Origin of the sequence: Rhodococcus sp. KB6 (assembly GCF_001445685.1) — a bacterium.
GTDB classification, from domain to species: domain Bacteria; phylum Actinomycetota; class Actinomycetes; order Mycobacteriales; family Mycobacteriaceae; genus Rhodococcus_F; species Rhodococcus_F qingshengii.
On record NZ_LNAK01000043.1, the window covers coordinates 821,658 to 841,672 of the forward strand.

The following is a 20,015-nucleotide window of genomic DNA, read 5'->3' on the forward strand; positions in this document are numbered from 1 at the left end:
TCCTGCCCATGACGATCGCTGTGCGGTGGATGTTGGCGCAGCCGGATCTCGCGCTGGAACTCAAAGGTGGCGCCCAGGGTGTCGGTCGCGAAATCACATTCGCGCACGCCACGGAGTTGCTCGACCCGTTTCGATGGTTGACCGGCGGCGAATTCATCCTCACCACCGGCATCCGATTGCCGTCCACTCAGCAAAAGCGCGGCCGCTATCTCCGGATGCTCGACGCGGCGGGAGTGGCGGCGGTGGGATTCGGAACCGGGCTCTCGTACCCCGAGGTCCCGGCCGATCTGGTGGCCGTCGCCGACGAGATCGGACTCCCGCTGATCGAGGTACCGCTGCCGACGCCTTTTGCTGCCGTCGTCAAGCGTGTGATGAGCCGGTTGGCAGAGCAGGAATATGAAGCTGTCCTCCGGGCGTCGCGGGCGCAACCGCGGATGACGCGTGCCGTCATTTCCGGCGGAACGGCTGCGACCGTGCGTGAACTGGCGATCGCAACCTCGGCGACGGTGCTTCTTCTCGACGTCGCCGGAAGAGTTCTCGAGAGCTCACCTCAACTGCCGACGGACGACGTGATCGACGAACTGCGAGCAACTCTCGGGGGCGGTGCCTCTAGTAGCGTGACGCTCGCAAGGTCTGGAGCGTCGATCGCGGTGCAGCAGATCAGCGTCGGGCGAACGCCGTACGGATACCTGGCGGTGATCAGTGCTTCGGCGCTCAGCTACGTCGATCAGATACTGCTCGGTCACGCGAACTCGTTGTTGGCGTTGGACTTCGAGAAACCCGCGCGTCTGCGTGCTACTCAGGATCAGTTGAATTCGCACGCCCTCGGGCTGCTGCTCACCGAGGATCGCGACCCGGCGCCGGCGTGGCAACAGATCAGGCAGGCCGCCGACGGTGAGGGAATGATCCGAGGATTGACAGTTCTTGCCGACACGTCCGACGTAGCGGGACGCGTCGGAGCCGAGATTGCCGAGTTCATGAACAAGGCGGGGCGGCAGTTGTTCTCGCGGATCAACGACACTCGCGTCACGGTGCTGCTGCGTGGAACCGACGACGTCGAGTTCGCCCGAGAGTTGCTCGGCGGGGTATCGAGGTCGGATCTTCGCGCGCTTCGTGTCGGCTTGAGCGCGCGACGGGTGGTCGCTGCGCTGGCGGTCGCCGTCGAACAGTCCCAGCTGTGTGCGTCGGCGGCGGAAATCGGTGGCGAGCCTTTGGAATTCGCAGCTCTGACCGGAAGTGTGCTGCTGTCTTTCGATTCGACGCGTGAAGTGCTCAACACGCTGGCGGAAACGATGATCACACCGATCGAGGACTACGACCGTGACAACGGCACCGAACTGCTGGCGTCGCTGCGGGCATTTCTCGAGGCCAACGGACACTGGGAAGCGGCCGCCATCACGATGGGCGTTCACCGGCACACACTGCGGAGCCGAATGGCGAAGGTGGAGAGCCTGATCGACTGTCGGCTGGAAGTGGCCAGGGTTCGGGCCGAACTACTGCTCTCGATCATTGCCCGGCAATCGTGACTGCCGGGCAATGATCGAGACTTGGCAAAGCGGCCGTCAGGCCTTGCTGCGAGCGATGATGTCGGCTGCGGTTCGCTGACCCATCCGAACGGCACCGTCGACGTGCTGGTACCCCTCGGCCGCAATGTCGGAGCACGAGAAGTGAATCGGGCCGACGGGCGTGCGGGAATCCGCGCCGTAGCGGTGCAGGCCTCCGAGGTCGAAGCTCGCTGCGTACGCACCGCGGGTCCATTCCTCCGAGCCCCAGTCGGATTCGTAGTACACAACCGGCTCTTCGGCCTTCGGGCCGAGATAGCGGGCAAGTGAGGCCAGAATCGTGGCCTTACGCTCCTCGACGGAAAGCTCGAACATCGCGTCGGCCTTCTCGTCGGAGACGAAAGCGACCAGGGTGCCGCGATCGTCCTCGTGGTTGGTGTTGTCGTACACCTCCTGCACTACCTCGGACGCGCCGAAGCCGGTGCCGGAGAGGCCGTCTTCGCGCCAGAAAGGCGTCTCGTACACCGCGTGAACCTTGATGACGAGGCCGAGGGACTGGTGCTGGTGCATCTGGTGCTGACGACGCGGCAGCGGGGGATCGTACGAGATCCGGGAGTAGAGGTTGGGCGGTACGGCCAGGATCACTCGGCTTGCCTCGACGCGAACATCGCCGTCCGCCAACACCGTTGCACCGGATTCGTTCCACTGCACCGTACGCACGGGTGCGTTGAGGAAGACGTCGTCGCCGAGGGCCTCTGCCATGCGGATCGATACCTGCTGCATTCCGCCGATCACTCGCTTGTCGAGGATGAAGTCCTCGTCGACGAGATGGGAGAACGAGCCTGCGGAAGCGGCCATGAGTACGGCCTGCAGGGCAGAGAACGAGTGGGCGGGCTTGGTGAGCATGCCACCGGCGATGAAGAGACCGATGTTGTCACGTGCCTCGGCGTCGTCGGACTGATTGATCAGCCACTGCTTGAAGGAGACTGTGTCGAGATCGCGGGCGAGGGGATGTGCCCACGGTTCCTCGGCGCCGATCTGCGCTGCGAGATCGTCCATCTCGTCGATGAGACGGTCCATCTCCTTCTTCGTGGTGTCGTTCGTGGGGAAGGAATCGCCCGTGTACTGCGTCCGCTCACCTGCCGACGAGATGTAGACGGACTCGCCCTCGCGGTAGCGCTCGAAAGTTTTCAGGCCGAGTTCGTCGAGCAAGGAGATCAGCGCGGTCTGGTCGGGGGAGACCCACTGGCCGCCGATTTCCAGAACTGCTCCGTCGATGGTGTCGGTCCACGTGCGGCCGCCGACGCGGTCGCGCGCTTCGATCACAGCGACGGTCAAACCGGCCTTGCGCAGCGCGGTTGCAGCTGCCAGGCCAGAGGGGCCGGCACCGACGATTGCAACGTCTCTCTGGAGAGTAGGCACTTGCGAGCTCCTTCATGTTGAGCACCGCTCGAGTCGAAAGCTGCCGACGAGCGAGTGAACGGGTGTCGGTTTTCAGTCTGTCCCGAGGAGACGCACACCACACCTGACGAAACGGCGTGTTCGATCGTCGAACTTGTGCCGTTTAGGCGCGCAGCTAGCCGTTGACGACGTGACGATCGCCGAGCGGTCGGCTCAGCGGGACATCCAAGCTGCCGAACACGGCAACCAGAATGCACATCTTGTCCGCGGCCTCGGGCAGTGCCCCGGTTCGGAGCGTGACGATCACCGTCGTATCGGTCTCTTCAACGGTTGCGTACGCGCCGTAGCACTCCGGAGTGCCGGTCACGAAGTGGACGGCCACCGTGTGATCGTCGACCTCGGACCACGATTCGAACATCGTGGCCGTCGCACCCACGATGTCGGTGCGGCTGTCGAACTCCGTGCCCATCTCGCTGTCGTCGACCTCGTCGGGAACGGGGGTTCCGAGCGACCAGTCGGCGGGACTTGCTTCGTTGGCCGCCATCGGATTCGGTGCGGCAACCGGCCCCGTGGTCTGGGCCCCGACGGAGCATCCGGCCACAGCAAGGCAGGCCAGAACGGCGAGGGTTAGTACACGCATGAATCCACCGTAACCCTGCTCAAGCGAGTAGCGCTGTGACCAGCGCAATTGCCGGAATTGACGCCAAAGTGGTGACAAAGGCACTGTCTCGGGCGAGGACCATTCCGCGCCGATAGCGGCTTGCGTAGATGAAGACGTTCTGCGCCGTCGGCAACGTCGAGACGACCACGATGGCGAACAACTGATGACCGTCGATGCCGAGGAGGAAATGCGCCATCAGATAGGCCAGCACAGGTTGGACCACGATCTTGAGCGTCGACGCCAGCGCGACGTCGCGGCGTGGACTCGAGCCCTTCTCCAGCACCCGCACGCCGTAGAGCGAGAGCCCGAATGCCAACAGCGCACCGGGTACCGACGTCGCGCCGATCAATTCGAAAGGCTGCATCAGCGGCCGGGGCGGTACCCAACCGATCAATGCGACGATCAACCCCGCAGCGCCCGCGAGCACGATCGGATTCTTGAACGGGGCGGTGACGGTGTCGATCAACGAGAGCTTCTCGGCATCCGCGCCGCGAAGGGCCGTCAGATCGAGGATCGTCAAGGCGATCGGGGAGTACACGACGATCTGAAAGAGCAGGAGCGGCGCGACGAACGTGGCATCGCCGAGCACGAACACCGCGATCGGGATTCCGAGGTTGGCTGAATTCACGTACGAAGCCGACAGCGCGCCGATGGTCAGTTCGGGTAGCGGCCGGTCGAGCCAGATCTTTGCGACGACGACGTACAGAGCGCCGACGGCAAAGGCAGTAGCCGACGCAACGGCGAGCGTCGGCGAGAAGATCACCGAAAGATCGGACGACGCGAGGGTGGTGAACAGCAGGGCAGGCGTCGCGACGAAGAAGACGAGTCGACCGAGAACGAACTGTCCTTGGCTACCGAGGGTGCCGAGACGGCCGAGGAGATACCCGACCGCGATGACAACAAAAATTACGGTGAAACCCGCAACAACTCCCGACACGCTGCGGGCACCTCTCGACTGGAATGAACGACTTCGGGAAAATCTTAGTCAGGGCAACAAAAAGGCCGCGCAGTCGAGTGACTGCGCGACCTCTTCGGTACTTCTACGTGTGACTACCGAGCACGTATGACTACCGGGCGGCGGTGAAGGGGAGCAACGCCATTTCGCGTGCGTTCTTCACTGCAACGGCGACCTGACGCTGCTGCTGCGGGGTCAGGCCCGTGACGCGACGGCTGCGGATCTTGCCGCGGTCCGAGATGAACGTGCGAAGCAAGTTGATGTCCTTGTAATCGACATGCGTGATCTTCGCTGCGAACAACGGGTTCTTCTTGGGCTTACGACCCTCTACGGGGCGTGGCTTCTTCGACGGTGAACGCTTGACTGCCATCCGACTTCCTTACCAGCTCGACTTGTGTACGCCAGGCAGTTCCCCACGGTGCGCCATTTCTCGCACGCGAATCCGGGAGAGCCCGAACTTCCGCAGGTGGCCGCGCGGACGTCCATCCGCAGCGTCTCGATTGCGCAATCGTACCGGACTGGCGTCGCGTGGTAGACGTTGCAGGGTCGCTTGGGCCTTCGCGCGCTCCTCTGCCGAGCTTTTCGGGGAGCGGATCGTCTCCTTGAGAGCGGACCGCTGCTCCGCGTACCGCTCGACGACGACCCGTCGCTGGTTGTTCTTCGCGATCTTCGACTTCTTGGCCATGCCTACTTCTCTTCTCGGAAATCGACGTGCTTTCGCAGCACCGGGTCGTACTTCTTCAGTACGAGTCGATCGGGGTCGTTACGACGGTTCTTGCGGGTCACGTACGTGTACCCGGTGCCCGCGGTGGACTTGAGTTTCACGATCGGGCGGATCTCGTTGCGTGCCATCTGCTCAGACCTTCTCGCCGCGCGCGCGGATCCGGGCGACGACGGATTCGATGCCGTCGCGGTCGATCGTCTTGATGCCCTTGGTCGAGAGCGTGAGTGTGATGCGACGCCCCTCGCTGGGCAGGAGGTAGGTCTTGCGCTGGATGTTCGGGTTCCAGCGACGGTTCGAACGCTTGTGAGAGTGCGAGACGGATTTTCCGAACCCCGGCACACGTCCGGTCACTTGGCAGTGAGCCGACATGGGTGTTCCTTTCAACTTGCAGATGACAATCATTTTCGACAATGCGGTGAGATCAATGTACCGTTCAACCTCGGTAATGACAATCATTCCCAGAAAGGCCCGCTGTGAACACGATCTTGGACGGCAGGACTCCGCTGGTCCTGGTCGCCGGCATGAGCGAATCCACCCCACACACCGCACGAGCGTTGCTGCGAACCGGAACTGTTCTGGTCCACCACGACCTGAGCCACGTCCGTGAAGGGGTGGTCCGGCGGACGGTCACCTCGATGACCGGGAGTGCCGGGTCTGCCGGCACTGTGTCCGAGCGCGAGACGATCCTCGAGCTCGCGCACGGCTGCGTCTCCTGCACCCTGCGCGAAGACTTGCTGCCGCTCCTGCGCCGGCTTCACTCGCACAGTTCGGTGCAGCGGATCGTGTTGCTGTTGGACCGGCAACTCGAGCCCGAGGCGCTGTGCTGGGCGATCGAGCACGTCGTCGTAACCGGCGTCGTCGGCCAACTGGACGGACCGGCGCAGCGGGACGTCCGCGTCGACGCCGTAGTGACGTGCATCGACGCGGCGACCTGGCTGGCAGACGCCACCGGCGACGAAGCTCTCGACGACGACCGCACCCTGGCTCAGGTCGTCGTCGGGCAGGTCGACTTCGCCGACGCGCTCGTCCTACGCGGGTCCGATGCGCTCGACGGCTGGCAGCGGTCCCGCTTGAACGCGGTTCTCGCGCGCATCGCTCCACGGGTACCCGTCTTCGATGAGGGAGACGACATCGAGGCACTGCTCCTCGAGGTGCCTGCGGATGCGCGACGCGGTGAACTGGCCGACGCTCACTCACCGCTGTTGCGTCGCCAGCCGCCGCTCGACGACGACGGCGGAGTGATGCTCGTCGAGTTCACCGCGAACCGGCCGTTCCACCCCGGTCGTCTGCACGAGGCGATCGACGTCCTGCTCGAAGGCGTCGTGTACTCCCGCGGACGAGTCTGGGTGGCAACGCAACCGGGTGAAGCGCTCTGGCTCGAATCGGCGGGCGGTGGCCTGCGAGTTGCCAGCGCGGACACCTGGCTTGCCGCGATGACGCCGGAGGAACGAGACCGCGTTCCAGCTGAACGCCGTGCACTCGCGGCCCTGAAATGGGACGAGCGTTTCGGTGATCGCGACACCTCGATGGTCGTTCTGACGTGCGGTGCGAACCCGCTCGAGATCGACCGAACACTGCAGCACGCCTTGGTCACCGACGACGAATTGGCGGACGAAGCGTCGTGGGCAACGTGGGAAGACCCGTTCGGCGAGTTTCACGAAGACCCGTGTGACGAATCCGAATCACCTTATGCCGAAACCGAATCAACGCGAGAGGGAAACGAATGAAGAAGCAGATGCACCCCGACTACCACCCGGTGGTCTTCCAGGACGCCAGCACCGGCAAGAGCTTCCTGACCCGATCGACCGTGACGAGTGAGCGCACCGTCGAATGGGAAGATGGTGGCACGTACCCGCTGCTGGTCGTCGACGTCACGAGCGACTCTCACCCGTTCTGGACCGGAGCGCAACGTGTGATGGACACCGCCGGACGCGTCGAGAAGTTCGAGCGGCGCTACGGAAAGCGCAAGGCACTCTGATGGCCGTTCCCAAGCGGAAGATGTCCCGTTCCAACACGCGCAGCCGTCGTGCCCAGTGGAAGGCGACGGCGCCCGATCTGGTCGAGGTCACAGCCTTCGGCCAGACCCACCGAGTCCCTCGGCGACTGGTCAAAGCAGTTCGACTCGGGGTGATCGACCCGAGCCGCATCTGACCGTGCGATCCTTGGCCGGTGCTGCTGAGGATCCTCGAACTGGTGGGCATCGTGGCGTTCGCGGCCTCGGGTGCCCTGGTGGGCGTCACCAAGCGACTCGACATCTTCGGGGTGTGCTCGGTGGGTGTGTTCACCGGCATCGGCGGCGGTATCGTCCGCGACGTTCTCCTCGGCGTCCATCCGCCCAGCTCGCTGAGCAGTTGGCCGTACTTCGGAACGGCCGCCGCCACCTCACTCGCCGTGTTCTACCTCCACGAGCCGCTCAATCGACTGCGTCGTGAAATCCTGGCGCTCGACGCACTGGGGATGGGCTTGTTCGCGAGTACCGGCGCCGTCATCGCGCTGGACAACAACGCCAGTTCGCTGGCGGCGACGTTGATCGGTGCGACCGCGGCGATCGGCGGCGGCGTGATCCGCGACGTTCTCGTCAACGAGGTGCCACTGCTCCTGCACAAGGACCTGTACGCGGTTCCCGCACTGCTCGGCGCTGCGTTGGTGGTCACAGTCTCGCAAGCCGGACTGTCCACCAACGCCGCGCTGGTGTGCGGCACGGCGTTCGCCGCGGTGTTCAGACTGCTTGCGTTATGGCGTCATTGGAGCCTGCCCGGGCCGAGGCGAACCCGGGACTGACCGCGACACGCCGGAGGCCGGAATCGGACCCTCTCAGCCGCATCTCAGCACTTCAGTCCAAACTGTCGGTATGCGTATTTTGGTGGTCGACGACGACCGGGCGGTTCGCGAGTCGCTTCGGCGGTCGCTCAGCTTCAACGGCTACACGGTCGAGCTCGCGGTCGACGGGCTCGACGCACTCGAGAAGATCCTCGCCAACCGGCCCGACGCCGTCGTGCTCGACGTCATGATGCCGCGACTCGACGGACTCGAAGTGTGCCGTCGTCTTCGCAGTGCCGGCGACGACCTGCCCATCCTCGTGCTCACCGCCCGCGATTCGGTCAGCGAGCGAGTGGCCGGTCTCGATGCCGGAGCGGACGACTACCTGCCCAAGCCCTTCGCTTTGGAAGAGTTGCTTGCCAGGTTGCGTGCACTACTTCGCCGCACCGCGCCCGATCTGGACGCCGATTCCGAAATGATGGAGTTCGAGGACCTCACCCTCGACCCGGTCACCCGTGAGGTCAAGCGCGGCGAACGATCGATCAGCCTGACGCGCACCGAGTTCTCCCTCCTCGAAATGCTCATGGCCAACCCACGCCGCGTGCTGACCCGTGGACGCATTCTCGAAGAAGTGTGGGGATACGACTTCCCGACGTCCGGCAATGCCCTCGAGGTGTATGTCGGCTACCTGCGTCGCAAGACGGAAGCCGACGGCGAACCGAGGTTGATCCACACCGTCCGCGGAGTCGGCTACGTCCTGCGGGAGACGCCTCCGTGATCACCGCTCCGTTCGGCAAGAACGCCGAACCGAAGAAATCCTCCACCACCCAAGCGTCCGTCGAAATGCGCCCGCCGATGCCACTGACCCGTTCGGTGTCATTGCGTTGGCGTGTGACGCTGCTCGCCGCGTCGGTGGTGGCCATTGCCGTCGCAGTCATGGCGATCGCTGCCTACGCGGTGGTTTCGCGTGCGCTCTACGCGGACGTCGATCACCAGTTGCGTACCAGGGCAGCGGTGCTCATCGACAGCAATGTCGTGCGATTCGATCCTCGCTACATCTCCGGTGCGACGCTGTACACCACCGACATCAGTGTGGCCCTGATCTTCTCGGACCTGAGCACGTACCAGCCGCCCGGTTCCGACGTGCCGATCGGTGAAGCCGAAGACGCCGTAGCGCGTGGCGAATCGGATTCCTCGCTGCGAACCGTCGACGGTCAGCGAGTGCTGGCTCAACGAACCCATGACGGCAGCACTTTGGTGATCGGTCAGCGGCTCGCGCCGACCGTTGCGGTACTGGACCGTCTGGCCTGGGTGCTCTTCGTGGTCGGCGGGTGTGGCGTCATACTTGCGGCAGTGGCGGGTACTACCGTGGGCCGCACCGGTTTACGACCCATTGCCAGGCTGACTGCTGCCACCGAACGAGTCGCTCGGACCGACGATCTGACGCAGATCCCCGTTACCGGCAGCGACGAATTGGCGCGCCTGACAGAGAGTTTCAACACGATGCTGCGGGCGCTCGCCGAGTCCCGTGAGCGTCAGTCGCGCCTCGTCGCGGACGCCGGACACGAGTTGCGGACGCCGTTGACTTCGTTGCGCACCAACATGGAATTGCTGATCGCGTCAAGTCGCCCCGGTGCGCCGCAGATTCCCGACGAGGACATGGCAGAACTTCGTGCCGACGTCGTCGCGCAGATCGAGGAACTCTCGACTCTGGTCGGCGACCTCGTCGACCTGGCCCGTGAAGACGCACCCGAAACCGTGTACGAGCGCGTCGACGTCAGCGACGTCGTCGAGCGTGCGCTCGAACGAGCGCGGCGCAGGCGCAACGAAATCGAGTTCGAGGCGGTCACCACTCCGTGGTACGTCTACGGAGATCAAGCGGGCCTGTCGCGTGCCGTGCTGAACGTCCTCGACAACGCTGCGAAGTGGAGTCCGAAGGGCGAACAGGTACGCGTCGAAATGCGACCGGTGGGTCAAGGATTGTTGGAATTGACCGTAAGTGATGCGGGACCTGGCATTCCGGAGGAGGATCGGGAGTTGGTGTTCGATCGTTTCTACCGGTCGACTGCGGCACGTTCGATGCCGGGATCGGGTCTGGGACTTGCGATTGTGCGTCAGGTCGTCGTCAAGCACGGCGGCACCATCGCGATCGACGAATCCGATCGTGGGGGAGCGCTTGTTCGTATCGTGCTTCCCGGTGAACCGGGGCCGAGTGCCGAGTAGCGTGTTCTGTAGACCCGTTGGTCCCTCGCTTCGGTGACTGACGTCACGGCTTAATGCGTTCGGCCCGAAAGTCTTTCGGGCCGAACCGACAACACCGGTTTTTCACGTCGAACTCTGGGTAAAGTGACAGGCACGTCTCAGCGCCTTCTCAGCAGCGCAAGGCAGCATTGTCGGCAGAACAGTTGTGACTGCCCGTCCGGTGGTCACCGTAGACGAAAGCGAGCCGATGACCGAGGACCGTAACGTCGGGCCGACCCGGCCCGAGCAGCCCAACAGCGAACCCACCACCCAGGCGCAGCCGACGGCACCTCAGGCACAGCCTCCCGTGCCGCCGCAGCAGCCTCAGGGGCAGGCGCCTCAGCAGCCGTACCAGCCGACCGAATCCTTTGCCCGACCCGCCGAAGCCCGACCCACTGAAGGCCGGCCCACCGAAGCCTTCGGGCAGGCGCAGCAGCAGCCCACGCAGGCCTTCGGCCACCCGCACGGTGCCCATGAGGCCGCGTACCAGCAGAGCGCCCCGTACGGCGCACCCAACCCTGGTGGCCCAGGCGGTCCGAACGGCCCGGGCGGCGGCCACAACCAGATCCCCGCACCGCTGCAGGGGCCGAACTCCGGTTCGACCACCACAAAGCCGAAGTCGGGACGCATGGCGCTGGTTGCCGGCGCTCTCGCCCTGGTCCTGGTCAGTGGTGGTGTCGGTGGCGTGGTCGGCGCCGTCGTCGCGGACCGCAACGGTGGAACCGCGACGGTCACCAACTCTCTGAACGCTCCGAAGCCCACTGCGACCAACACGTCCAACGCTCCCGCCGGCTCGGTTCAGGCCGTTGCCTCGAAGGTCGTGCCGAGCGTCGTGCAGATCGAGGTAGCCACCGCGCAGGGACAGGGCGGTGAGGGCTCCGGTGTCATCCTGTCCTCCGACGGTCTGATCCTGACCAACAACCACGTTGCCGGCGCACAGGGAGCGCAACTTCGCGTTGCGTTCTCCGACGGAACCAAGGCCTCGGCCACTCTGGTCGGTGCCGATCCCGTCTCCGACATCGCCGTCATCAAGGTCGACGGTCGCAACGACCTCACCCCCATCGATCTCGGCAACTCCGGCGACGTCCAGGTCGGACAGCAGGTGGTTGCCGTCGGGTCCCCACTCGGCCTGGCCGGCACGGTCACCGAAGGCATCATCTCCGCACTCGATCGCCCCGTTTCCACGAGCGGCGAGTCCGGCAACCAGAACACCGTCATCGACGCTCTGCAGACCGACGCAGCGATCAACCCCGGCAACTCCGGTGGCGCCCTCGTCAACATGGACGGCCAGCTGATCGGCATCAACACGGCGATCGCCTCGCTCGGAGCGTCGTCGGGTACCCAAGGCGGTTCGATCGGCCTCGGTTTCGCCATCCCGATCGATCAGGCACGCCGCGTCGCCGACGAACTGATCAAGACCGGCAAGGCGACTCAGGCCATGATCGGCGTGACCGTGCCGTCGCAGGACAACGCCGACGGCGCAACCGTCATGGATGTCACTGCTGACGGGCCGGCCGCCAAGGCCGGTATCCCGAAGGGTGCAGTCATCACCAAGGTCGACGATCGTGTTGTCGCAGATGGTGATTCGCTGATCGCGGCAGTGCGTTCACATGCTCCCGGCGACAAGGTCTCGATCACGTACAGCGACGGCGGGCAGACCAAGACCGTCGACGTCACGTTGGGAACCGCGGCAGCGCAGGGCGGTCGATGATGTTCGGCGATCAGCAGACGATCGACCCGATCTTCGGCCAGATCGCAACGGCGTCGGGATCGGACACTACGGTAGGAGTCATGGAACTCGAAGCCACATCGGCCGGCCGCGCTCTGGTCGTCATCGTCGACGATCGCACAGCCCACGGCGACAACACCGACTCCATCGGTCCACTGGTCACGGAACTGCTGAACGAAGCGGGTTTTCTCGTCGATGCGACGGTCGCCGTCGCCGCCGACGAAGTGGAGATCCGCAACGCTCTCAACACCGCAGTCATCGGTGGCGTCGACCTCGTCATCTCGGTCGGCGGTACCGGGGTATCCCCGCGTGACGTCACTCCTGACGTGACCGCTGAGGTTCTCGATCGCGAGATCCCGGGAATTGCCGAAGCACTTCGTGCTTCCGGTCTTTCGGCCGGATCGCTCGAAGCGGGCTTGTCCCGCGGCCTCGTCGGAGTTTCGGGAAGCACCGTGGTCGCCAATCTGGCGTCGACCAGGCCGGCAATTCGCGACGGCATGGCAACCCTGACGGCTTTGGCGAGTCACGTGATCGCCGAGCTCTCCAGCCTCGAGGGCTGAGACAGCTTGTCGGAGCAACGAGATACCCCGAAGAAGCCGTCAGTCGACAAGAAGCGCCTGGCGCGCATCTTCGGGGACGTCTTTCCCGAGACGACGTCGGACGAGCGGGGTCCCGAGGGATCCTCGCGGTCCTCGGACGACGACTGGCTGCGCAGTCAGCGGCCCCCGCACCACGGCGGTTGAGAAGTAAATCAGGCCCCGGACAATTGTCCGAGGGCCTGATTTGATCTGTGGGCACTGCCTATTCGAGAGTCTTGGCGTGCGCTCCCGTGTCGGCGCCACCGGCATTGGCCGAGAGGATGTCGCGGATCTGGATGAGCAGATCGGTTTCGCTGGCTTCCTTGTCCTCGGGCTCGGAGACGAACTTCTTCTTCGCCGCATTCGCAGGGACGATCAGCACGAAGTAGACGACCGCTGCGATGATGATGAAGTTGATGATCGCGGTGACCACGGCGCCGATATTCACGAAGGTTTCGGAATTACCGGCAATGATCTCCTTTCCCCAGCCCAATTCGTCGGATCCGCCGATAGCTGCGATGAGTGGGTTGATGATGTTGCTGGTGAATGCCGTGACGATGGCGGTGAAGGCTGCGCCGACGACAACCGCGACGGCCAGGTCGAGCACGTTTCCGCGAAGCAGGAAGTCCTTGAATCCCTTGAGCATGTCGGTGTCCCCTCGAGTCTCCGATGGCAAGTGCCAGATGGTCCGTTGATACCGAACCGACTGGAAAAATCCTAGAGGAGCTTCGGACGCTTTGTGCGGTCAGCGGAATGTCACGGTGATCGCATTGGACAGAGATGCCGCGGCTACGACGTTGGCTGCTGGTGTCGGCAGGGCCAGCAAAATCACCTGTTCCTGCTGGTTACGTGTACTTTCCGACGTGGTGACCAACGCGACTACCGCTCCTGCCGCAAGAATTTGTGGGGCCTTGTCTGCAACTGATTCGTTGGGTGTGTCGGGGTGGGGTGTGTCTGGGCGGGATGTGTCAGGGCCGACGGTCAGGACGTCGACGACGTCCCCGCTGCGCAACATGTCCGCGACGGCCGCATCGGCCAATCGGACGGGGACGATGCGGGCGTCGTCAGTTCCTACCGACAACCCGGCCAGCCGTGGGCTGAGAACGCGCACGTCGGTGACGGTTTCTCCGGAGCGAATCGGGCCGGCAACGGTTCTCCCGACTACCAGGTCGGTATCGGAGACAACTCCTTCGGGAAGTTGTTTCGAGTCGATCTCTCGCATCTCGACATCCGAATCCGCAATCACCTGCCCCGGAGTGAGATCGCGGCTCGAGACAACTACGGCGACGGTGTCGGTCGCGGGATCGCCTCGAAAGAAGAGAACAACGCCGAGTGTGGCCAGGACAACGGCTGCGATCTTACGGACTGTCGCCGTGCGGAATCGTGTGCCGCGTGTCAGTTCGACGACGCGATCGAAGGTGCTCGGGCTGAGATCGAGTTGGGCGCGCAGTGGATCGGAGCGCCTCGGCGAGCGAGAACGTGCTGACGGCATTCATGCACGTTAGGGCCGGAAGCGGTGCTTCCGGCCCTAACCATGTGAAACTGTGGACAACCCGGAGGTTGTGGAAATCAGCTCGCGGCAGCCTTTGCGGGCGCCGGCGTGCTGGTCGACGAACTCGATGTCGAAGAGGAGTCCGACTTGGACTCGGACTTCGCAGCGGGTGCCGAATCACTCTTGGCGGGCTCGCTCGCAGTCCCGGAGCCGCCGCGGCTGTCGGTGCGGTAGAAGCCGCTGCCCTTGAACACGATGCCAACAGAGTTGAACAGCTTGCGGAGCTTGCCTGAGCAAGCTGGGCAGACCGTCAGCGAATCTTCGCTGAAGGACTGGACGATGTCGAAACGGTTGTCACATTCCGTACATGCGTATGAGTAGGTGGGCACCGGGCTTCCTCCGCACTGTGATGTTCGAGCAGCCGCGTATTTACACCGCAGCCTTTAGCACTCTACAAGTGACAGTGCCAACAGCGCTAATCAGGGATCTATTCCCGCAGATCAATCGCCTTTGAGTTGCGTGAGGCCGCCGCGCGGCGTCAATGCCCAGCCCATGGGAATGTCGTGGTCGTCGGCAGGCAAGGCCTCGACGAGTTCGGAGTCTCTGACAATTGCCACGAGCCGAGTCTGTGGTCCGACCGACCCAAGCGTCCGGTCGTAGAAGCCTGCGCCACGGCCCAGGCGTGTTCCACGAAGATCCACCGCGAGAGCAGGGATCAGCATGCATTCCACGTCGGACAGGGCTTCCGGTGGCAAGACGGGTCCGACAGGCTCCCGAATGCCGTACTTCGCGGGGCGCAAACCGTCCGCGCCGCTGTACTCGACCCAGGACAACGGTCCCGGCTCCCCGGTGATCGGAAGTAGTACACGCTGAGCGATCTCGGCAACGGCGTCGAGCAAATCGGTGGATCCTGGTTCGGTGCGGGTGGGGACGTACGCACAGACGACCGAGCCGTCGACAATCACTGAACGTATGTGCGTGATCAACGCCGCAGTTTCCGTGTTTCGAGTGTGCTCGGAGACTGCATCACGTGCTGCGAGTGTGATTTGTCGCCATTGTGCTTTTGTCTGAGGTGTCACCCCGCAACGATATTCGTCGTGCTGACCGAGCGGTAACAAGCGGCGGCTAAGGTGTTGGCATGACAGACGTTGTCGCTAGCAGCACGAGGGCCTTCCGTACGGCCGTGGTTCCCGCAGCCGGACTTGGTACGCGTTTCCTGCCTGCCACCAAGACGGTTCCGAAAGAATTGCTGCCGGTCGTGGACACACCGGGTATCGAACTGGTGGCAGGTGAAGCTGCGGACTCGGGAGCCGAGCGGCTCGTCATCGTGACGTCCCCGGGCAAAGACGGCGTGGTTGCCCACTTCGTCGAGGATCTCGTGCTCGAAAGCAAGCTGGAAGCAAGCGGAAAACTCGCTGCCCTGGCGAAGGTGCGCAAAGCGCCGGGTTTGCTCGAAGTCGACTCCGTGATTCAGGAGCAGCCCCTCGGCCTCGGGCATGCAGTCGGTTGCGTCGAGTCGGTTCTCGACGACGACGAAGACGCCATCGCGGTCCTTCTGCCCGATGATCTCGTACTACCGCGTGGCGTCCTGGAGATCATGGCGCGAGTTCGGGCCAAGCGCGGCGGGTCCGTTCTCTGTGCAATCGACGTCCCGAAAGACGCAGTCAGCGCTTACGGCGTCTTCGACGTCGAGATCGTTCCCGACGCGGTCAATCCCGACGTCCTCAAGGTCGTCGGCATGGTCGAGAAGCCGGCTGTGGAAGACGCGCCGTCGACCTTTGCCGCTGCAGGTCGCTATCTGCTCGATCGTGCGATCTTCGACGCACTTCGTCGCATCGAGCCGGGAGCCGGCGGTGAGTTGCAACTCACCGACGCCATCGCTCTCCTGATTTCCGAGGGCCATCCGGTTCACGTGGTGGTGCACCGCGGAACGCGTCATGACCTGGGCAACCCCGGCGGGTACCTCCGCGCTTCGGTGGACCTGGCGCTCGACAGTGACGATTACGGCCCGTCCTTGCGTAAGTGGCTCGCGGATCGGCTCGACCGCTGAGCGTGTCGCCACGGTGGTTGATCGCCCGATAACGCAGTATCAATGTGCTTGTCCCTTTTCGGCGGCAAGGCATCATGAGCTGACGGATATCACCGAATTTCCAGACACAGGAGGACGCGGACCAGATGCGGTCGGTTGAGGAGCAGCAGACCAGGGTTACCGCTGCTGCAGTGGCACCCCGTCCGGTTCGGGTCGCCATCTCGGAGGCGCAGGGACTGCTGTGTGCCGAGGAAGTGGTGACCGAACGCCCATTGCCGGGATTCGATCAAGCTGCCATCGACGGTTACGCGGTTCGCAGTGTCGATGTCGCCGGCGCCGGAGCCGACCTCCGCGGCGAGGACGGCGAGCCTACCGACCTCAGCTTGCCGGTGGTCGGTGAGGTGACGGCGGGCTCACGCCAACCGATCCGCTTGCAACCTCGCCAGGCCGTCCGAGTCGACACCGGCGCGCCTTTGCCCACGCTGGCCGACGCAGTTCTTCCGCTCGAGAACACCGACGGCGGTCGCGCTCGCGTTCGGATCTTCGAGCCGGTGCGTTCGGGCGATTACGTTCGCCGTGCAGGCGACGACGTCCAGCCGGGCGACGTGGCCGTTCGGGCAGGCACCATCATCGGAGCCGCACAGGTCGGGTTGCTTGCCGCGGTCGGCCGCGACAAAGTACTCGTCCATCCGCGTCCGCGCCTCTCCGTCATCAGCGTCGGTGGAGAACTCGTCGACGTGGATCGCACGCCGGGACCTGGTCAGGTTTACGACGTCAATTCGTATGCCCTCGCCGCCGCAGCGCGCGATGCCGGCGCCGACGTCAACCGTGTGGGAATCGCAGGCAACGACTCGCGTCGTCTTCGCGAAGTAGTCGAGGGACAGCTGATTCGCTCGGAAATCGTTGTCATCGCCGGTGCCGTGGGCGGCGGAGCCTCCGACGAGGTTCGTGAGGCGCTTGCCGACCTGGGGACACTCGAGGTAGAGCGCGTTGCCATGCATCCGGGATCGGTGCAAGGCTTCGGAAAGCTGGGAAGGGACGAGGTTCCGACCTTTCTCCTACCGTCCAACCCGGTCAGCGCACTGGTGGTATTCGAAGTCATGGTTCGCCCGCTGATCAGAATCGCGCTCGGACGCCGCCAGCCGATGCGGCGAGTAGTGAAGGCGCGGACAGTGGGAACGATCACGTCGATTGCCGATCGCAAGGGTTTTCTGCGTGGTCAGCTGATGCGTGACGAAGCGACAGGGGAGTACCTGGTGCAGGCCCTCGGGGGTGCGCCCGGTGCGTCCTCACATCTCCTCGCGACCTTGGCGGAAGCCAATTGCTTGGTTCTGGTCGATCGAGACGTCACCGAAGTGCACATCGGTGAAGAAGTCGACGTAGCTTTTCTCGCCCAACGTGGGTAACGCCGACCCGAGTGGGGTGTGATGTCAGTCCATCCAGGATGGCCGGAAGATCTCGGCCCGCTGCGAGTGCCCGCGGGAGTGGTGACCGTCCGCCCCGTGAAGCTCCGTGACGCTGCTGTGTGGAGTCGTCTCCGCATTCGCGATCGCGAGCACCTCGAGCCGTGGGAGCCCACCGGAGAATCGCCCTGGGATGCTCGCCACCACATCACCGTCTGGCCGTCCCTGTGCGGAAACCTTCGCTCCGAAGCGCGCAAGGGCAGGATCCTTCCCCTGGTGATCGAACTCGACGGGAAGTACTGCGGGCAGGTCACCATCGGAAATGTGGTGCGCGGCGCTCTGCGGTCCGCCTGGGTGGGCTATTGGGTCGCCTCGCACGTGACCGGTGGGGGCGTAGCCACAGCTGCCGTTGCACTCACACTCGATCACGCATTCTCGAAGGTCGGTCTGCATCGAGTGGAGGCCACTGTTCGGCCGGAGAACGCGTCGAGTCGCGCAGTCCTACGAAACGTTGGGTTCCGGGAGGAAGGTCTTCTCAAGCGCTACCTCGATGTCGACGGCCAATGGCGTGATCATCTTCTGGTCGGAATGACCATCGAGGAAGTACCCACCACCGTCGTCGACAGATTGGTGCGGTCCGGACGCGCTTCGTGGGTGTGACGAAGACGGCGCCAGAAGCGTGAGAAACGCGAGCTAAACAGCAGTTACCGCTGAGTAGTCCTACTTTCGGGCGGGAAAATGTGGTTTTTGATTCAACCAGAACTTGAGACTTTTGGGACTGAACCGGAAGTTCAGTTCGGTACGCGTGTGACACATGAGTATGGTGGGGTTCGGCGCGTCGGCAACGATGCGAGGGCGTCGGCCGTTAACCTTGACTCGTCAACGGCTGGCATAGGTGCTGGTAGGTGATCGGGAGGAGGCCGCGGCATGCCTAGCTCATTCGTGTGGATCGGGCTGGTGGCCGTGTGGCTGTTCGTCCTGGTGCCGATGCTTGTCAACAAGCGCCCCAGGATCCGGCAGACGAGTGACGCGGCACTCGCGACTCGAGTACTCCACCGCGGCGACAGCAACCCTGTTCAGCGCGGGCCGGCAGCAGGACATCGAAGCGATCCGAACTGGCAACCAGAACCAGTGCGCAGCAGCTACGACGCGGAGGACCAGATGGACACTCACGCAGAAGACGACTACGCCGGCGGTCGTGCACCGGTCGGAGAATTTGTTCCGGTTCGGCGCGGCCGAGGCGGATTCGACCCCGAAGCGGATGCCATCGCCCGGGAGGCGCGGTATGCATTCCGTCAGCGGACATTGCTGGGACTTGCGTTCGTCGCGATTCTCTCGGGCGCTCTCGCATTGATCATCTCGCCGATGGTGTGGTGGTTGTTTGCGCTGACCGTGTGCGGCCTCGGCGGGTACATGGCGTACTTGCGTCGGCAGGTTCGGATCGAGCAAGAGATTCGCCGCCGTCGTACCGAACGCCTCAACCGATCGCGACTCGGAGTCGAATCGCACACCGACGAAGAGCTTCGCCTGATTCCGGCGCGACTGCGTCGGCCAGGAGCGGTTGTCCTCGAGGTCGACGACGAAGATCCGGTGTTCGATCACCTGGATCACTACGAAGAAGAGATCAGGCACACCGAGATGCGTCGCGCGTCCGGTCAGTGATCTTCTGGGCCGATCTCGTCGGGCCGAAAGTTCGTGTCGGGTGATTCCAACGGGAGTATTCGTTCCTGTTAGAGTTGCCGAGCACCGCTGAGGCGGTGGCACGGGGCTGTGGCGCAGTTGGTAGCGCGCTTCGTTCGCATCGAAGAGGTCAGGGGTTCGATTCCCCTCAGCTCCACCAAGAAGTACCAGCGAAAAGGGTCTTTCAACGAAAGTTGAACGACCCTTTCCTGCATTTTCAGGGCCTGCCCGAATTGCGAAGATTCGATCTGAGTGTGCGCCGTTTCATACGATTGCGACCGCTGATCCGGACCGTTGAGCTTCCAAGTGAGGGATGATCCTTGGGCGGATACATGTTTGCCGGAAACGTAACGAGGGTGTGTCCGGTGCGATAGGCACGGTGAGTCTGCCGCAGTTTTCCGCAGGTCGGACGTATGTGTCGGGGAGGAATGTCGATGAGCCAGCCACGACGGCTAGCGATGATGCTTGTTGCTGTGATGTGCCTGATGGGTATCGGCGTCCTTGCCGTATCGGTCTTCCCCGCCATCGTCGCCGCCCAACCTGGCGGCAACAGCGGTGGTGGCAACAACGGCAATGGAAACGGCAATTACGGCAACAACGGTGGCAATAACAACGGCAACGGTGGCGGTCACAACGGCAACAACGGCAACGGTGGCGGCAACAACGGCAACGGTGGCGGCAACAACGGCAACGGCAACTATGGCTGGCATTGTCACCGTCACAACTGCGGCACGACCGTAATTCCGACACCGACCACGACGACTGAGCCGACCACGACGACTGAGCCGACCACGACGACTGAGCCGACCACGACGACTGAGCCGACGACGACTGAGCCGACCACGACGACTGAGCCGACC

At 63.7% G+C, this 20,015-nt stretch carries 26 protein-coding genes and 1 tRNA gene; 15 read left to right on the forward strand and 12 right to left on the reverse strand.

The window, feature by feature from the left end:
- Window positions 1-8 precede the first annotated feature (8 nt).
- Complete coding sequence (locus tag ASU23_RS11000) at window positions 9-1,526, forward strand: PucR family transcriptional regulator (protein WP_003946355.1); 1,518 nt, start codon at window positions 9-11, stop codon at window positions 1,524-1,526.
- Window positions 1,527-1,562: 36 nt separating this feature from the next.
- On the opposite strand, the gene ASU23_RS11005 is transcribed toward ASU23_RS11000, so the two are convergent.
- The 7 genes from ASU23_RS11005 to rpmB form a co-directional block, all read right to left on the reverse strand.
- Window positions 1,563-2,924, reverse strand: coding sequence for an NAD(P)/FAD-dependent oxidoreductase (locus tag ASU23_RS11005; protein ID WP_050656887.1), 1,362 nt, complete (start codon window positions 2,922-2,924; stop codon window positions 1,563-1,565).
- 154 nt (window positions 2,925-3,078) lie between these two features.
- Window positions 3,079-3,543: a hypothetical protein gene (locus ASU23_RS11010; protein ID WP_037132827.1), complete on the reverse strand. Its 465-nt coding sequence runs from the start codon at window positions 3,541-3,543 to the stop codon at window positions 3,079-3,081.
- 19 nt (window positions 3,544-3,562) lie between these two features.
- On the reverse strand, window positions 3,563-4,501 hold the full coding sequence (locus ASU23_RS11015; protein ID WP_058037885.1) for an AEC family transporter: 939 nt from the start codon (window positions 4,499-4,501) through the stop codon (window positions 3,563-3,565).
- Between the two features lie 130 nt (window positions 4,502-4,631).
- Complete coding sequence (rpsR, locus tag ASU23_RS11020; protein WP_003946414.1) at window positions 4,632-4,889, reverse strand: 30S ribosomal protein S18; 258 nt, start codon at window positions 4,887-4,889, stop codon at window positions 4,632-4,634.
- 9 nt (window positions 4,890-4,898) lie between these two features.
- Window positions 4,899-5,204 carry a 30S ribosomal protein S14 gene (rpsN, locus tag ASU23_RS11025; protein WP_003946379.1) on the reverse strand — a complete coding sequence of 102 codons (306 nt, stop codon included), beginning with the start codon at window positions 5,202-5,204 and terminating at the stop codon, window positions 4,899-4,901.
- Between the two features lie 2 nt (window positions 5,205-5,206).
- Window positions 5,207-5,371, reverse strand: a complete 165-nt coding sequence (rpmG, locus tag ASU23_RS11030; RefSeq protein ID WP_003946358.1) for a 50S ribosomal protein L33 — start codon at window positions 5,369-5,371, stop codon at window positions 5,207-5,209.
- 4 nt (window positions 5,372-5,375) lie between these two features.
- Window positions 5,376-5,612, reverse strand: a complete 237-nt coding sequence (gene rpmB, locus ASU23_RS11035; RefSeq protein WP_003946346.1) for a 50S ribosomal protein L28 — start codon at window positions 5,610-5,612, stop codon at window positions 5,376-5,378.
- Between the two features lie 104 nt (window positions 5,613-5,716).
- Here rpmB and ASU23_RS11040 point away from each other — a divergent pair, with 104 nt between their 5' ends.
- The 9 genes from ASU23_RS11040 (at window position 5,717) to ASU23_RS34220 (ending at window position 12,716) form a co-directional block, all read left to right on the forward strand.
- A complete protein-coding gene (locus tag ASU23_RS11040; RefSeq protein WP_003946410.1) occupies window positions 5,717-6,970 on the forward strand; it encodes a GTP-binding protein in 1,254 nt (417 codons plus the stop codon).
- Window positions 6,967-7,221, forward strand: coding sequence for a type B 50S ribosomal protein L31 (locus tag ASU23_RS11045; protein WP_003946367.1), 255 nt, complete (start codon window positions 6,967-6,969; stop codon window positions 7,219-7,221). The genes ASU23_RS11040 and ASU23_RS11045 overlap by 4 nt, the downstream gene beginning before the upstream one ends.
- A complete protein-coding gene (gene rpmF, locus ASU23_RS11050; protein ID WP_007727540.1) occupies window positions 7,221-7,394 on the forward strand; it encodes a 50S ribosomal protein L32 in 174 nt (57 codons plus the stop codon). The genes ASU23_RS11045 and rpmF overlap by 1 nt, the downstream gene beginning before the upstream one ends.
- Before the next feature lie 18 nt (window positions 7,395-7,412).
- Entirely contained in the window at window positions 7,413-8,024 is a 612-nt protein-coding gene (locus tag ASU23_RS11055) for a trimeric intracellular cation channel family protein (RefSeq protein WP_003946409.1), read from the forward strand.
- A 70-nt stretch (window positions 8,025-8,094) separates the two neighbouring features.
- Complete coding sequence (locus tag ASU23_RS11060) at window positions 8,095-8,781, forward strand: response regulator transcription factor (RefSeq protein ID WP_058037886.1); 687 nt, start codon at window positions 8,095-8,097, stop codon at window positions 8,779-8,781.
- 65 nt (window positions 8,782-8,846) lie between these two features.
- Window positions 8,847-10,226, forward strand: coding sequence for a HAMP domain-containing sensor histidine kinase (locus tag ASU23_RS11065; protein WP_020908630.1), 1,380 nt, complete (start codon window positions 8,847-8,849; stop codon window positions 10,224-10,226).
- 226 nt (window positions 10,227-10,452) lie between these two features.
- Window positions 10,453-11,955, forward strand: coding sequence for a S1C family serine protease (locus tag ASU23_RS11070; protein WP_232509058.1), 1,503 nt, complete (start codon window positions 10,453-10,455; stop codon window positions 11,953-11,955).
- An 80-nt stretch (window positions 11,956-12,035) separates the two neighbouring features.
- Complete coding sequence (locus ASU23_RS11075; RefSeq protein WP_176720912.1) at window positions 12,036-12,533, forward strand: molybdenum cofactor biosynthesis protein B; 498 nt, start codon at window positions 12,036-12,038, stop codon at window positions 12,531-12,533.
- A 6-nt stretch (window positions 12,534-12,539) separates the two neighbouring features.
- On the forward strand, window positions 12,540-12,716 hold the full coding sequence (locus ASU23_RS34220; protein WP_165639126.1) for a hypothetical protein: 177 nt from the start codon (window positions 12,540-12,542) through the stop codon (window positions 12,714-12,716).
- Between the two features lie 58 nt (window positions 12,717-12,774).
- On the opposite strand, the gene mscL is transcribed toward ASU23_RS34220, so the two are convergent.
- The 4 genes from mscL to ASU23_RS11095 all read right to left on the reverse strand — a co-directional run bounded on the left by mscL (window position 12,775) and on the right by ASU23_RS11095 (window position 15,122).
- On the reverse strand, window positions 12,775-13,197 hold the full coding sequence (gene mscL, locus ASU23_RS11080; protein ID WP_007727535.1) for a large conductance mechanosensitive channel protein MscL: 423 nt from the start codon (window positions 13,195-13,197) through the stop codon (window positions 12,775-12,777).
- Window positions 13,198-13,296: 99 nt separating this feature from the next.
- Window positions 13,297-14,043: an SAF domain-containing protein gene (locus ASU23_RS11085; protein WP_047272494.1), complete on the reverse strand. Its 747-nt coding sequence runs from the start codon at window positions 14,041-14,043 to the stop codon at window positions 13,297-13,299.
- Between the two features lie 77 nt (window positions 14,044-14,120).
- Window positions 14,121-14,432 carry an FmdB family zinc ribbon protein gene (locus ASU23_RS11090; protein ID WP_003946378.1) on the reverse strand — a complete coding sequence of 104 codons (312 nt, stop codon included), beginning with the start codon at window positions 14,430-14,432 and terminating at the stop codon, window positions 14,121-14,123.
- A 111-nt stretch (window positions 14,433-14,543) separates the two neighbouring features.
- Window positions 14,544-15,122 carry a 5-formyltetrahydrofolate cyclo-ligase gene (locus tag ASU23_RS11095; RefSeq protein ID WP_054782288.1) on the reverse strand — a complete coding sequence of 193 codons (579 nt, stop codon included), beginning with the start codon at window positions 15,120-15,122 and terminating at the stop codon, window positions 14,544-14,546.
- Window positions 15,123-15,181: 59 nt separating this feature from the next.
- On the opposite strand from ASU23_RS11095, the gene ASU23_RS11100 reads away from it, so the two are divergent.
- From ASU23_RS11100 to ASU23_RS11120, 5 genes are all read left to right on the forward strand, one after another.
- Window positions 15,182-16,093: a UTP--glucose-1-phosphate uridylyltransferase gene (locus ASU23_RS11100; RefSeq protein ID WP_003946415.1), complete on the forward strand. Its 912-nt coding sequence runs from the start codon at window positions 15,182-15,184 to the stop codon at window positions 16,091-16,093.
- A 125-nt stretch (window positions 16,094-16,218) separates the two neighbouring features.
- Window positions 16,219-17,478 carry a gephyrin-like molybdotransferase Glp gene (glp, locus tag ASU23_RS11105; RefSeq protein ID WP_003946353.1) on the forward strand — a complete coding sequence of 420 codons (1,260 nt, stop codon included), beginning with the start codon at window positions 16,219-16,221 and terminating at the stop codon, window positions 17,476-17,478.
- 21 nt (window positions 17,479-17,499) lie between these two features.
- Window positions 17,500-18,135: a GNAT family N-acetyltransferase gene (locus ASU23_RS11110; protein WP_007727523.1), complete on the forward strand. Its 636-nt coding sequence runs from the start codon at window positions 17,500-17,502 to the stop codon at window positions 18,133-18,135.
- A 267-nt stretch (window positions 18,136-18,402) separates the two neighbouring features.
- Window positions 18,403-19,137 carry a gephyrin-like molybdotransferase receptor GlpR gene (gene glpR / locus ASU23_RS11115; RefSeq protein WP_007727521.1) on the forward strand — a complete coding sequence of 245 codons (735 nt, stop codon included), beginning with the start codon at window positions 18,403-18,405 and terminating at the stop codon, window positions 19,135-19,137.
- 102 nt (window positions 19,138-19,239) lie between these two features.
- Window positions 19,240-19,315: transfer RNA gene (locus tag ASU23_RS11120), tRNA-Ala, on the forward strand.
- Window positions 19,316-19,607: 292 nt separating this feature from the next.
- Here ASU23_RS11120 and ASU23_RS11125 read toward each other — a convergent pair.
- Window positions 19,608-19,871 (reverse strand): hypothetical protein, encoded by a 264-nt coding sequence (locus ASU23_RS11125; protein ID WP_155277927.1) that lies wholly within the window; start codon window positions 19,869-19,871, stop codon window positions 19,608-19,610.
- Window positions 19,872-20,015: the final 144 nt, after the last annotated feature.

What these genes read in the sequence shown, in the direction of transcription:
- ASU23_RS11000 (WP_003946355.1), top strand. Translation starts at nt 9, where the DNA reads ATGACGATCGCTGTGCGGTGGATGTTGGCGCAGCCGGATCTCGCGCTG.
- ASU23_RS11010 (WP_037132827.1), bottom strand. Translation starts at nt 3,543, where the DNA reads ATGCGTGTACTAACCCTCGCCGTTCTGGCCTGCCTTGCTGTGGCCGGA.
- rpsR (WP_003946414.1), bottom strand. Translation starts at nt 4,889, where the DNA reads ATGGCAGTCAAGCGTTCACCGTCGAAGAAGCCACGCCCCGTAGAGGGT.
- rpsN (WP_003946379.1), bottom strand. Translation starts at nt 5,204, where the DNA reads ATGGCCAAGAAGTCGAAGATCGCGAAGAACAACCAGCGACGGGTCGTC.
- rpmG (WP_003946358.1), bottom strand. Translation starts at nt 5,371, where the DNA reads ATGGCACGCAACGAGATCCGCCCGATCGTGAAACTCAAGTCCACCGCG.
- rpmB (WP_003946346.1), bottom strand. Translation starts at nt 5,612, where the DNA reads ATGTCGGCTCACTGCCAAGTGACCGGACGTGTGCCGGGGTTCGGAAAA.
- ASU23_RS11045 (WP_003946367.1), top strand. Translation starts at nt 6,967, where the DNA reads ATGAAGAAGCAGATGCACCCCGACTACCACCCGGTGGTCTTCCAGGAC.
- rpmF (WP_007727540.1), top strand. Translation starts at nt 7,221, where the DNA reads ATGGCCGTTCCCAAGCGGAAGATGTCCCGTTCCAACACGCGCAGCCGT.
- ASU23_RS11060 (WP_058037886.1), top strand. Translation starts at nt 8,095, where the DNA reads ATGCGTATTTTGGTGGTCGACGACGACCGGGCGGTTCGCGAGTCGCTT.
- ASU23_RS11065 (WP_020908630.1), top strand. Translation starts at nt 8,847, where the DNA reads ATGCGCCCGCCGATGCCACTGACCCGTTCGGTGTCATTGCGTTGGCGT.
- ASU23_RS11070 (WP_232509058.1), top strand. Translation starts at nt 10,453, where the DNA reads ATGACCGAGGACCGTAACGTCGGGCCGACCCGGCCCGAGCAGCCCAAC.
- ASU23_RS11075 (WP_176720912.1), top strand. Translation starts at nt 12,036, where the DNA reads ATGGAACTCGAAGCCACATCGGCCGGCCGCGCTCTGGTCGTCATCGTC.
- mscL (WP_007727535.1), bottom strand. Translation starts at nt 13,197, where the DNA reads ATGCTCAAGGGATTCAAGGACTTCCTGCTTCGCGGAAACGTGCTCGAC.
- ASU23_RS11085 (WP_047272494.1), bottom strand. Translation starts at nt 14,043, where the DNA reads ATGCCGTCAGCACGTTCTCGCTCGCCGAGGCGCTCCGATCCACTGCGC.
- ASU23_RS11100 (WP_003946415.1), top strand. Translation starts at nt 15,182, where the DNA reads ATGACAGACGTTGTCGCTAGCAGCACGAGGGCCTTCCGTACGGCCGTG.
- glp (WP_003946353.1), top strand. Translation starts at nt 16,219, where the DNA reads ATGCGGTCGGTTGAGGAGCAGCAGACCAGGGTTACCGCTGCTGCAGTG.
- ASU23_RS11110 (WP_007727523.1), top strand. Translation starts at nt 17,500, where the DNA reads ATGTCAGTCCATCCAGGATGGCCGGAAGATCTCGGCCCGCTGCGAGTG.
- glpR (WP_007727521.1), top strand. Translation starts at nt 18,403, where the DNA reads ATGCCTAGCTCATTCGTGTGGATCGGGCTGGTGGCCGTGTGGCTGTTC.